Here is a 12,892-nt window from a genome sequence, read left to right on the forward strand (position 1 = left end):
GTTTGGATCGTCTGTGCGTTCACGGAAGCCTGAAACACGGCGTTTGGAGCGTTTGTGCGTTCACAGAAGCCTAAAACACGGCGTTTGGAGCGTTTGTGCGTTCACAGAAGCCTAAAACACGGCGTTTGGAGCGTTTGTGCGTTCACAGAAGCCTGAAACACGGCGTTTGGATCGTCTGTGTGTTCACAGAAGTAGAAAACAAGTTTTCAGCTATTAATTTTCAAAGAGTAAAAGGACATAAGATATGAAGCGTTTGATAATAGGTTTGGCCATCGTGGCAGGTACGGTTGTAGCGGGGCTTTATGTGGCGGAACGGAATCAATTGGTCTCCGTCACGCTTACCTCTCCGCACAATACGGCGATGTACAACCAAGTGGAAGTGGTGCTGAAAAAACCGGCGCCTGTATACATTGAATATGAAGAAAAGGAAACGGGGAAGGCGTTCCGGACGCGAACTTCTCCGGCCGATACGCTTCATCGCCTGGATTTGCTGCTGCTGAAGGCGGGGACGGAATACACCTACCGCATTGTGATTGATAACTGGTTCAAGCAGGAATCGAAGGAATTATCCTTCAAGACGCGCGAACAATCGCCCTGGTTGGTGAACCATTGGCTGGTCGACGAACGTCCGCATGACGGCGAAGCATTGGGCGACGATGGGTATATCCTCGTTTGTTTCGGGCGTTTGCCGGGCTATATGGCTTTAATCGATAAGCAGGGCGATATGCGCTGGTATTGGCAGATAGACGATATCGGCGTGCGGGCCGCCTCGATTACGCCGCGGGGAACCTTTCTGGCTATGCTCCGTCCGTTTGTGAAAGATTTTGTAGACGATAAACCCATGACGCCGGAAGAAGTACGTCAGGAAGAACATAAGAAACCCATGCGGCGCGGCTCGATAGGTTTTGCGGGCGGTACGGGCATGGCTGAAGTCTCGCTCACGGGCGATATGCTTTGGCGGTTGGATTTGGACAAGATAAAGGAAGAAAAGGAATATCAGGTCATCCACCACGACGTGTTGATGGACGAAAATCATCATCTATATACGTTGTATCGCCCGAAGAAGGTGGGCGAGGTGGAAATCGACGGACGGATGGTGCGCGACACGTTGGGGGGCGACGGTATCCTTGTGCTCGACACATTAGGAAACGTTTTGGATACTTGGTCGGCGTGGTCGGTATGGGATATCGCAAAAGACCCTTACATCACGCGTTATCAATACGATCGTTTCCATATGAACGCGCTTGCCTTCGACCGGGACAGCAACTACTTGGTTTCCGTCCCCATCGAAGACCAAATATGGAAAATCGACCGGAAAACGGGTCAATTGCTTTGGCGTTTTGGGCGTGGGGGCGATTTCCAGATGGATACTACGGCCTATTTTTCTTTCCAACATTCACCGTATATCACCGGCGAGGGTGATTTGATGTTGTTCGATAACGGACTATATGCCGAGCGTTCAGGCGCTGTCGCGTTTCGTTTGGACGAAGCAAAGCGGACTGCAGAGACTACTCTGCGCGTGATGCTGCCTCCCGAACGCTATACTTCCCGCATGGGAAATGCTGAGTTGCTTCCGAACGGGAACATCCTCCAATGCAGTTCGAAAACGGGGGCTATTTTGATTACCGACCCTTCAGGAAAAGTGTTGTGGGAAAGCATTATGGCGTATGCACCATACAGAGCGATTTATGTGCCGCAGTCGTTATTTAAATCTTATTTTACGGAAATTGATTGAACAGAAAGATGAAATCTAATACCTTGGGTTATATATTTTGGACATTCTTGAAACTCGGCGCGACGGCTTTCGGGGGATATATGTCGCTGGTGGCCATCGTGAAGCGTCAATTGGTGGATATAGATCACCGGTTGGAGGAAGAAGAGCTGCTGGATGGTGTTTCGCTCGCTTCCATGTTGCCTGGTCCGATGGCGGTGAATGTGATTGCTTACGTCGGGTATTGTTTGCGCGGGGTAGGGGGTGCGGTGATGGCTTTTTTAGGCATTATCCTTCCCTCTTTCTTTTTAGTGTTGGCGCTTTCGTGGGGGTATTTCCAATATGGGAACATACCGGCCGTGAAGAATATTTTCCAAGGCATCATGCCGACGATTACTGCGTTGATTCTCACCGTGGGCATAGGCATGGCGAAGAAGTTGAAATCCCGGGTGCAAGGAGGCATTGCATTGCTTTCGGGGGTATTGTTGTGGTTTTGGGGCGGATTCACGTTGACGTTGGGCTTGATAGTCTGTAGCGGTGTCGCCGGATATTTCCTTTTCCGTACCTCAGACGCGCATTCCCTGTCCGACCGGCCGAAAGTAGAGCAGAGGCATTGGCTCTTTTCAGGAATAATTCTTTTCCTTTTGCTTTGCCTGTTACTTTGGGGAGGGAGATGGCTGGGTGCTCCACTGGATGTGCAATTGCTTACCACCTTTTCGGGTATCAGCCTTACGCTTTTCGGAGGTGGTTATGTGGTGATTCCAGCCCTCCATGAGTTGTTTGTCGACCAATTATCGTGGTTGAATGCTTCTGAATTTGCCGATGGGATTGCAATTGGACAAATTACGCCTGGGCCTATCTTCATCACGGCTGCATTTATTGGATACAAGATGGCGGGCATTGGGGGCGCGTTTTTGGCTACGGCGGGGATGTTTACGCCGCCTGCCGTATTGATGGTCGTGCTTTCCCGGTTCATGACGCAAGTGAAGCAATCCGCTTTTTGGTTGGCAGTCATGAAGGGTATCCGGGCCGCTGTAGTCGGCATGATTTTCGCTTCCGGACTGACGATTGGACAAACGATAGCTCCTTCTGTCCTTTCGGTCTTGCTGTTTTTAGCTGCATTCATATTATCATATAAGTATAACGTAAGTCCGGTTTACCTGATTTTGGGTTCAGGCATTGCGGGCTTTCTTCTTTTTTAAAACAAATGGAACGTAGAAATTCAATAGAAGGAATACAGATGATTGGGACGCAACGTTCGGGTTCCAATCTCTTGCGGGTGATGCTGGAAGAGATAGACGGGATAACTGCGCCGCATCCACCCCATATTTTACAACGTTTCCTGCCATTGTTGCCAGCTTACGGGGATTTGCAGGTAGCGGAAAATTTTCATCAGTTGGCAGCGGATGTTTGCGAATTGGTGCGTGTCAACCCTGTACCATGGGAAGGTGTTGTGCTGGATGTGGAAGAAATCGTGACGGCTTGCCGCGAAAAAAATCTCTATGAAATCTTTCGGGCGATATACGATTCGGCAGCCCGCCAGCACCACGCGGACTTTTGGGTTTGTAAAAGCATGAAAAATGTCTTTTATGCGGAGGGTATCGAACGTACGGGACTCCGTCCTTACTATATTTATCTCTATCGGGACGGGCGAGATGTTGCTTTGTCTTTTCAGAAAGCAATTGTCGGCGAAAAGCATATTTTTGCATTAGCCCAAGCGTGGCGGAAAGACCAGGAAGAGGCGTTGCGTCTCCGGGAACGGACGCCGAAGGAACGCTTCTTCAGCCTGAGTTATGAATCGCTCTTGGCCGAGCCGGAAAAAAAATTGCGCGAGTTGTGTGATTTCCTCGGTGTATCTTATTCTGCCCGTGCGCTGGAATATTACAAAAGTCGCGAGTCGAAAAATACGGCCGTGGCGGGGCGTATGTGGCAGAACGTTACGAAACCCATCCTGAAGGACAACACACATAAATTCCTGCAGGAGCTTTCTTCGGACGACATCGCGCTTTTCGAGTCTGTGGCGGGAGATGTGTTACAGGAATTGGGTTATCCGCTTTGTTCCCCCAAGTCTCGGTTGCGGAAAGACTTTTCGTCCGAAGAGTTGGCTTTATTTACGGAGGAGAATAGCCGCTTGAAACAGGCGTTTAACCGCCAAGTAGATCCAGAGGATTTGGAGCGTCGCCGTCCGCAACGGGAATTGTTGGAAAAAATCCGCGCCCGGCTTCCTTGAAATTTTTCGAGGAAAGCAGAGGTACGCAGGTTCTTTTTCTCTATTTTTGTAATGGCAAAAAGCGTTTGCGGGGCGTTTCCCAAAAATTTGGAAGGACGGCGCAGACGTGCGGGGCGTTTTCCAAAAATTTTAAAGGACGGCGCAGACGTGCGAGGCGTTTTCCAAAAATTTTAAAGGACAACAAAACGTGCGTATGAGCATGGAATTTTTTAGTAGACTTATTGAAACATAATATCTTATGAAAAACTTGTTTTTGACAGCAATCTGTATGTGTGCTACCTCTCCGGTGCTTTGGGCGCAGGAAACGCCTTCCCCGGAACTTTATGGTACAGGAACTTGGGACGCGGATTCGTTGGGGAATCATCGCGTCGTCGTGGCAGTTGATAAACCGGCGGATGCCGTATTGGCGACATTGGAATGGCGTCGTCGGGACCAAGAGCCGGAAAAGAAAAATCTGATTGTGGTGGATGCGGCAACGGGTAAACGCATTACCAATGTGGCGCGGTTTGAAATCAACCGCGAGCAGGGAAAAGTGGTGTTCCAGCCGCAGACCGTCCCTGGCGAGTATTACATTTATTATCTGAAGAACGTGCAAAGCGGGAGCAAATATTACCCGACCGTGACGTATCCGGCTTTCGAAAAAACGGCTTCCGACGAATGGCTCTCGAAGCATAAACTGACGAGCCGTGTGGCGCCGAAATTACCTTCGGCCAAGGTAGTCCAATACCAAGCTATCAACGATTTCCATAGCTTTTACCCGATGGAGGTCATCGCGACGCAAAAAGAGAAGCGGAAATTGTTGGAATCGCAACTGGATGATAAATACATTTTATTTACGGAAGACCGCCGATATCCGATTCGCATGACTTCGGACATTCCTTATCGCTGGATTGCGGAAGGAAAACAGGATGGCTTCTCCGGTACGGCCGACAAAGGTGAATATTATGTTTTCCAGCTTGGCGTATGGGCTGCACGTGCCGACGTGAACCATTTGCAGGTAAAATATTCCGCTTTGACGAATGAAAAAACGGGCGAACAAATCCCAGCCTCGGCGTTTACCTGCTTCAATACAGGAGGCATCGACGTGACGGGGACCGTTTTCGAAAAAGATTGTTCCGTGCCGAAGGGAAAGGTGCAGGCTTTGTGGATTGGTGCGCAGGTCCCGGAACAACTTTCGGCAGGTTTGTACGAAGGGACGGTGACGGTCTCTGCCGAGAATGCGGAACCCAAAGAGGTGAAAGTGCAATTGACGGTCTCGGAGAACGTCATCGCTAACCATGGGGACAACGAGCCCTGGCGGCACTCACGCCTTCGCTGGCTGAATTCCCAGATAGGATTCGACGACGAGGTTATCGCGCCTTATACGCCGGTGCAGCTCGATGGAAAACAGCTGTCGATTTTAGGACGCGACATCCAGCTTTCGAGCGAAGGATTACCTGCTTCTATCACCAGTTACTTCGAGGAGACATTGACAAATATCGGTACGGAAGGGCGCGCGCTCTTGGCAAGCCCGATGACGCTGGCGGCCGACGGCGGAGCATGGGAGAATCTCGACTTTGAAATCACGAAACATAAACCCGCTGCCGTAGCTTGGAAAACGATGAACCAGAACGACCGCTTCCTCATGCAGTTGGATGGCGAATTGGAATCGGACGGCAACCTGACGTATAAGGTCACGTTGATTGCCCGCGAAGATGGTACTATCCAAGATGTCGCCCTGAAAACATCGTTGGCTCCCGGTCTGGCGAAGTATATGATGGGGCTGGGTGAAAAGGGCGGCTATTACCATCCGCTGGATTGGAAATGGAATGTTGAGAAGAACCAAGATGCGGTATGGGCAGGCGATGTGAACGCCGGGTTGCAACTCCGTTTTTACGACAATCATTATGAACGTCCGCTGAACACGAATTTCTACCACGAGAAACCGCTCCACATGCCTGTTTCCTGGTGTAACGATGGCAACGGCGGCATTTCCCTGACGAAAGAGGCGAATGGCGCTCCGGCTATGATAAATGCCTATTCCGGGAAACGTGAGGTAAAGAAAGGCGACCGCTTGTATTATTATTTTAATGTATTGGTTACACCGTTCCGCACGATTAATACGAACAAGCAATGGCACGACCGCTATTATCATGCGTACGAGTTTATCGACGACATTGCCAACTTCGGCGCGACTGTCGTGAATATTCACCATGCGACGGGCATCAATCCTTTCATCAATTATCCTTTCTTGCGAACCCAAGAGATGAAGGCATATATTGACGGAGCTCATGCGAAGGATATGAAGGTGAAAATTTACAACACGGTACGCGAACTCTCAAACAGCTGTGTCGAATTGTTTGCCTTGCGTAGTTTGGGCGATGAAATCTTCTCAAAAGGCGAGGGAGGTGGCTATTCTTGGTTGCAGGAACATCTGGACCAGAACTACATTGCTGCCTGGTTTGCCTACACGGTAAAAGACGCAGCGATTGTCAATACAGGCGTTTCCCGCTGGCATAATTATTATATGGAGGGATTGGATTGGCTCTTGAAGCATGTGGGCATCGATGGATTGTATATCGACGATTTGGCGTTCGACCGCATGTCGATGAAACGTGTCCGCAAGATTCTGAACCGTACGAATCCGGGCGCGTTGATAGACCTCCATTCTGCCAACCAATACAATGAGCGCGATGGTTTTGCGAACAGCGCGAACCTTTATTTGGAGCATTTTCCTTATTTGGACCGTCTCTGGTTCGGCGAATATTTCGATTATGATATGCCGCCTGAGTTCTGGATGGTGGAAGTTTCCGGTATCCCTTACGGCTTGATGGGCGAGATGCTTTGGGAAGGCGGCAATAAGTGGCGCGGGATGTTGTATGGTATGACCGGCCGCAATCCGGGATATAATGTCGATAATCGTCCGCTCTGGCATTTCTGGGATGATTTTGGCATGAAAGGCAGTCAAATGATAGGCTATTGGGTATCAGACAATCCGGTGAAGACCGGCAAGGACAAGACCCTCGCCACGGTTTATCTCCACAAAGGACAGAAGGCGTTGATTTCCCTTGCGACGTGGGAAGACCAGGATGCGCAGGTGACGCTGGATATCGATTGGGAAGCCTTAGGCCTCGACCCGAAGAAGGCGACGCTCCACGCCCCGAAGATTGACAATTTCCAAGAAGAAAAGACCTGGAAGGCCGGTGAGACCATCACCGTACCGAAAGGGAAAGGCTGGCTGATTGTCGTAGAATAAGGAGCTTTTCCCTACGGGTTAAGGGAGGCATTCCCTCAGCTCGTAGGGAAAGTCTCCCTAAAGGCTGAGGGAAGGTTTCCCTTAGCCCGTAGGGAGCGTTTCCCTGAAGAAAGAAGAAACAAAACGTAAATAGATAAAGTTACCATGAAACGAGTATTGATTATTTCCTATTGCATGGCTTGTTTGGCGAACCCGATGTGGGCGCAACAAGCTACCATACAAGAGCAGCCGCGCGTGATGACGAGCTATCCGTTCTCCGACCCGAATCCGGTGGCTACACCTTCTAATCTGTATTATCCTTACTTCCGCTTCGACGGCTTTGCGGCGAAAGGCGTCCAGAAGGAGTGGAAGACGGTGGTGCTGGAGAACGATTACATCCGTTTGTCGCTTTTCCCGGAGGTGGGTGGTAAAATCTGGGGCGCGGTAGACAAGACCACCGGTAAGGAGTTTGTGTATGACAATAGCGTGGCGAAGTTCCGGGATATTGCGATGCGCGGGCCTTGGACGTCGGGCGGCATCGAGTTCAACTTTGGCATCATCGGTCATGCACCCTCGTCGAGCACGCCGGTCGATTATCTGGTGAAAGAGAAGGCAGACGGCAGCGTGAGTTGTTACATTTTCTCCTATGAATGGGTGACGCGCACGGCATGGACCGTCGAAGTAAACCTGCCGAAGGACAAAGGCTATTTCACGACGCACACGACGTGGTACAACCAGTCCTCGCTCGACCAGCCCTATTATCAATGGATGAACGCCGGTTATCCGGTGGGTAAGGAGGCGCAGTTCTGCTATCCGGGTAACCGGGGTATCGGGCATGGCGGCGAGGTGTTTGCCTTCCCGGTCGACGAGCAAGGACGGGATATTGGTTGGTACGAGAAGAACAACTTCGGCGGCTCGAAGTCCTACCATATCTTAGGCTATTACAACGATTATTATGGTGTTTATTGGCACGGCGAGGATTTTGGCTCGATTCACCACGCGGACTTCGACGAGAAGCTGGGCATGAAGATATTCCTCTGGGGTTTGTCGCGCGAAGGGGCGATTTGGGAAGACCTTTTGACCGATACAGACGGCCAATACATCGAGCTGCAGTCCGGACGTATGTTCAACCAACCGGCATCGGGCAGCGGTTACACACCTTACAAGCACTTCGCCTTCGCGCCGCAGATGACGGACGAGTGGACGGAATATTGGTATCCGGTGAAGGGGATTCAGGGTGTTTCGAAGGCGAGCCGTATCGGTGCGTTGCACGTGACGCGCGAGGCGGGAAATCTGAAACTCGCCTTCTCTCCGTTGGAAACTTTGTCTACGGAGGTGAAGCTATACAACGACGGGAAGCTGGTCGAGACGTTGCCGCTCTCCACGAAAGTATTGGAGCCGGTTTACCTCACGGCTCCGTCCATTCCAGAAGGGAAGTTGAAAATAATCATAGGCGACGACCAATTGGTTTATAGCGATAATCCGGAAGATTATCAATTGAAACGTCCGACTACTTTGCCGGAGGATTTCGATTGGGATTCGGCGTTCGGCCTCTACACCGAGGGAGAACAATGGATGAACCAGAAGGTGCTTGACAAGGCGGAGCGTTGCCTGAAGGCTTCGTTGGAAAAGGAGCCTTGTTTCGCGCCGGCGTTGGTGCGCTTGGCCTCCTTGTATTATCGGGAAGGACGGTATGCGGAATCGCTCGCGCTCTCGAAGAAGGCGTTGGCGATGGACACGTATGATGGCGAAGCGAATTACCTGTATGCGTTGGCAAACCGTGCCTTGGGGCATCTGACCGAGGCAAAGGCGGCATTCTCGATTGCTTCCTTCTCGGCAGAGGTGCGCACGGCGGCGTATGAGCAGTTGGGCGAGCTATTTGCCTTGGAGAAGGATTGGAAGCGGGTTCTCCATTACGCGGAGAAGGCGTTGACGTATAATGCAATGAATTTGGATGCGCGGCAGCTCCTGGCGGTGGCGTATCGTTATTTAGGCGATACGGAGAAGGCAGCGGAGCAGATTGGGCAGGTGTTAGCGGATTTGCCGCTTTATCATCCGGTCCGCTTCGAACAGGCGTGGCTCGAAGGGCGGAGGACGCCGGAGCAGTTGGCCTCTTTCTCCTCTTTGATTCGGAACGAGCTTCCGCAGGAGACTTACCTTGAACTGGCGGGCTGGTACGAGCGTATCGGTTTGGCGGACGAGGCGTTGGCACTCCTGGCTTGCGCAGGGGATTATCCGGTAGCGCTTTATCGCGCGGCCTATCTGTGGCACCAACAGGGGCGCGAGGAGAAGGCGCTGGCGGTGTTGGAGCAGGCGAATGCCGCGTCGCCGGACTTCGTTTTCCCGTTCCGTCCCGAATCGATGGCGGCTTTGCAATGGGCGGCCGGGGCGTCGCCTTCTTGGAAGGTGGATTATTACCAGGGATTGATTCTTTGGGCAAATCATCAGCCGGCCGAGGCGTTGGCGAAGTTGGAGGCTTGCGCGCCGACGGACTATGCGCCGTTCTACCTCTCGCGCGCGCAGTTGAAGCAGGGTGCGGCGCGGTTGGCGGATTTGCAGCGCGCGGAGCAAATCAATGCCTCCTGGCGCGTGGGGTTGGCGTTGTTGAATGAATACACAGCGGCTAAGGATTGGCAGCAGGCCGTGGAAACGGGCAAGCGATATGCCAAGAAATATCCCCATAATTATTACATAGGCCTGAAGTATGCGAACGCCCTGTGCGAGGCAGGACAATACAAGGCGTGCATCGCGCTGCTCGACAAGCTGGAGGTATTGCCCAACGAGGGTGCTTATGCAGGAAGGGCGATCTACCGCGCGGCCAATCTCTTCCAAGCGATGGAACAAATCGCGAAGAAGCAATACAGAAGCGCTGCGAAGTCTATCGAGGCTTCGAAGGAGTGGCCGGAGAATCTAGGCGTGGGTAAACCGTATGACGACCAAATCGATACCCGCGTGGAGGATTATCTCGAAGCGAAAGTCTATGCCGGGAAAGGCAACGACGTGAAAGCGAAGGAACTTTTCGGAAAAGTGGCGCAAGAGGCGAAAAAATCCTTCCGTTTCATGTCGGCCGAACTGCTTTCTGCTTTATCTTTGCGCGCGCTGGGACGGACGACCGAGGCGGACGCGATGGTGGCGGCGTGGACGGAGCAACATCCTGACAGCAAGCCCGCGCAGTGGTGCGCTGCCGTCTATCGGGGCGATTGGAACGCGGCGGAACGCCTCCTTGAAGAGCGAAACAACCCGACGGACACGACCCCCTGGGAAACCGGCTACCGGGATACTGATTTCGATTTAATCGCCCGTTTAGCTGCTCAATTGGAGCAAAAGTAAGGAATTTCTTTAGGGAAATTTGCCCGCTGAACTTCAGGAAGGGAATTGCAGTTATTTTTTAGGTTGAAAAATGGATAGCGAAGGGAAAAATGACAGAAGATGTATTGAAAAAGTTGCAGATATTGGCGGAGTCGGCGAAATACGATGTCTCGTGCGCGTCGAGCGGTACGTCGCGTTCGCATCGGGCGGGCATGACAGGCAGCGCGGCGGGGTGGGGTATTTGCCATAGCTTCGCGGAGGACGGGCGTTGCATTTCGCTCCTGAAAATCATGCTCACGAACTATTGCCAATATGATTGCGCCTATTGCATCAACCGGGTGAGCAACGACATCCCGCGCGCCACGCTTTCGGTCCGCGAGCTGGTGGAGCTGACGATGGAGTTCTACCGCCGCAACTACATCGAGGGGTTGTTCCTTTCGTCGGGCGTGGTGCGCAACCCAGACTATACGATGGAACGGCTCGTGCGGGTGGCGAAAGACCTGCGCACGGTGCATCGCTTCAACGGCTATATCCACCTGAAGAGCATCCCAGGGGCGAGCCGCGAGCTGGTGGACGAGGCCGGCCGCTATGCAGACCGCCTGAGCGTGAATATCGAGATTCCCAACGAGGCAAGCCTCAAGCTCCTTGCCCCCGACAAAGACTTCCAGCAGGTATTCACGCCGATGCGCTACATCCAGCAGGGCGTCTTGCAGCAGGCAGAGGAGCGGAAACGGTTCCGACACGCGCCGCGGTTCGCTCCGGCGGGGCAGAGCACGCAGATGATAGTCGGCGCGACGGCCGACACAGACCGCGACATCCTCCGCCTCTCCTCCGCGCTCTACCGCCGTCCGACGATGAAGCGCGTCTACTATTCCGGCTACATACACGTCAATACCTACGACACGCGCCTCCCGGCCGTCCGCCAGGTGCCGCTTGTGCGCGAGAACCGGCTCTACCAGGCAGATTGGCTGCTCCGCTTCTATTCCTTTCAGGTGGAAGAAATTGTAGACGACGCTACGCCGAACCTCGACCTCGAAATCGACCCGAAACTGGCGTGGGCCTTGCGCCACCCGGAGGTATTCCCGGTGGACGTGAACCGCGCGGACTACGAGCAGTTGCTCCGCGTGCCGGGCATCGGGGTCAAATCCGCAAAGATGATTATCGTCTCGCGCCGATTCGCCCCGCTCACTTCCGAGCAACTGAAGAAGATAGGCGTGGTGATGAAGAAGGCGCGTTACTTCATCACCTGCCGGGAACTTCCCTTCCAGACGATACACGAACTCTCGCCGCTCGGCGTGCGGAAGCTGCTGACATCCCGAAAACGGGACGACGGCCGGCAATTAACCATCCCATTCGGGGAGTGACGGAGATGGCGTGCGTGTTCCGATACGACAAAACGTTCGAAGGGCTTCTGACCTGCCTCTTCCATGCCTACAACCGGCGGCAATTCCCCGAAAGGCTCTTGAGCGCGGAGGAACCGGCCGGGTTATTCGACGACGAGGTGCTGGAGGTCACGACCGACGCCGCTCTCGCCGAGCGGGTATGGAACGGAGCGGCGCGACTCGTGAAAGGGGAATTCCTGCGGGGAATTACGTCGTGCTGGCTCTCCGAACTTCCCGGCGTGGACGAGCTGCTCTTCCGCTACCTGCGCAAACTCTTCGACACGAAAGGAAAGAACGTCTATAATCTCGCCGACCCCGATGTGCTGGAATGCTCGAAGATATGGAAGAAGGTGAGCAGTGAATGCAGCCGCGTCATCCAATTCACCCGCTTCCAGAAGACAGCCGACGGTATTTATTTTTCCGCCCTCGCCCCTATATATAATGTATATCCGCTCGCCCTGCATTATTTCACCGACCGTTTCGCCGACCAAACGTGGCTCGTCTATGATGCCCGCCGCGCCTACGGCTATTACTATGATGGAAAGGGAAAGGTAGAAGAGGTCCGGTTCGCGGAAACCCTCACGCCGCATCTTCCCCAAGAAAAACTGGCCGCAGGCGAGGAGCTCTACCAGCAGCTCTGGCAGTCCTATTTCAAGAGCATCGCGATTAAAGAACGCTTGAACCTGCGCCTGCATCGACAGCAACTTCCCGCCCGATTTTGGCCCTATTTGACCGAGAAACGGCACAATCATTCCTAAAATTCCGTACCTTTGCGCCGTAATTTGATAAAGAATAAATAATTATGATGGAATTACCTAATGACCCGATGATGTTGTTCAGCTTCGTTAATACGAAACTGCGCGACAATTACGCGTCGCTCGACGCGCTTTGTGATGATTTACACGTGAATAAAAGCACGCTCGTACAGAAACTGCAAGCGGCCGGATTCGAATATAATCCGAGCCAGAATAAATTTTGGTGATATTACTTGCATTTTGTAAGCAAAACGCTTGTTATTCTCAGACGAATCACTACCTTTGCAGACA

General features: G+C 52.6%; 8 protein-coding genes. All 8 read left to right on the forward strand.

Translation table 11 applies throughout. The annotated features are described in order from the left end of the window. Positions 1-244: 244 nt before the first annotated feature. A complete protein-coding gene (locus B5F77_RS00005) occupies positions 245-1,735 on the forward strand; it encodes an aryl-sulfate sulfotransferase (RefSeq protein WP_087325950.1) in 1,491 nt (496 codons plus the stop codon). A gap of 8 nt (positions 1,736-1,743) precedes the next feature. After that, positions 1,744-2,913, forward strand: coding sequence for a chromate efflux transporter (gene chrA / locus B5F77_RS00010; RefSeq protein WP_087325952.1), 1,170 nt, complete (start codon positions 1,744-1,746; stop codon positions 2,911-2,913). Between the two features lie 5 nt (positions 2,914-2,918). Continuing rightward, a complete protein-coding gene (locus B5F77_RS00015; RefSeq protein ID WP_087325954.1) occupies positions 2,919-3,941 on the forward strand; it encodes a sulfotransferase in 1,023 nt (340 codons plus the stop codon). 238 nt (positions 3,942-4,179) lie between these two features. Beyond that, complete coding sequence (locus tag B5F77_RS00020; RefSeq protein ID WP_087325956.1) at positions 4,180-7,176, forward strand: glycoside hydrolase domain-containing protein; 2,997 nt, start codon at positions 4,180-4,182, stop codon at positions 7,174-7,176. Between the two features lie 144 nt (positions 7,177-7,320). After that, positions 7,321-10,485, forward strand: coding sequence for a DUF5107 domain-containing protein (locus B5F77_RS00025; protein ID WP_087325958.1), 3,165 nt, complete (start codon positions 7,321-7,323; stop codon positions 10,483-10,485). An 89-nt stretch (positions 10,486-10,574) separates the two neighbouring features. After that, positions 10,575-11,828, forward strand: coding sequence for a putative DNA modification/repair radical SAM protein (locus B5F77_RS00030; RefSeq protein WP_087325960.1), 1,254 nt, complete (start codon positions 10,575-10,577; stop codon positions 11,826-11,828). Positions 11,829-11,833: 5 nt separating this feature from the next. Beyond that, on the forward strand, positions 11,834-12,604 hold the full coding sequence (locus tag B5F77_RS00035; RefSeq protein ID WP_087325962.1) for a TIGR03915 family putative DNA repair protein: 771 nt from the start codon (positions 11,834-11,836) through the stop codon (positions 12,602-12,604). A 47-nt stretch (positions 12,605-12,651) separates the two neighbouring features. Continuing rightward, positions 12,652-12,828: a DUF4250 domain-containing protein gene (locus B5F77_RS00040; RefSeq protein ID WP_087326244.1), complete on the forward strand. Its 177-nt coding sequence runs from the start codon at positions 12,652-12,654 to the stop codon at positions 12,826-12,828. Positions 12,829-12,892 lie beyond the last annotated feature (64 nt).

This window comes from Parabacteroides sp. An277, from assembly GCF_002159645.1.
Taxonomy (GTDB): domain Bacteria; phylum Bacteroidota; class Bacteroidia; order Bacteroidales; family Tannerellaceae; genus Parabacteroides.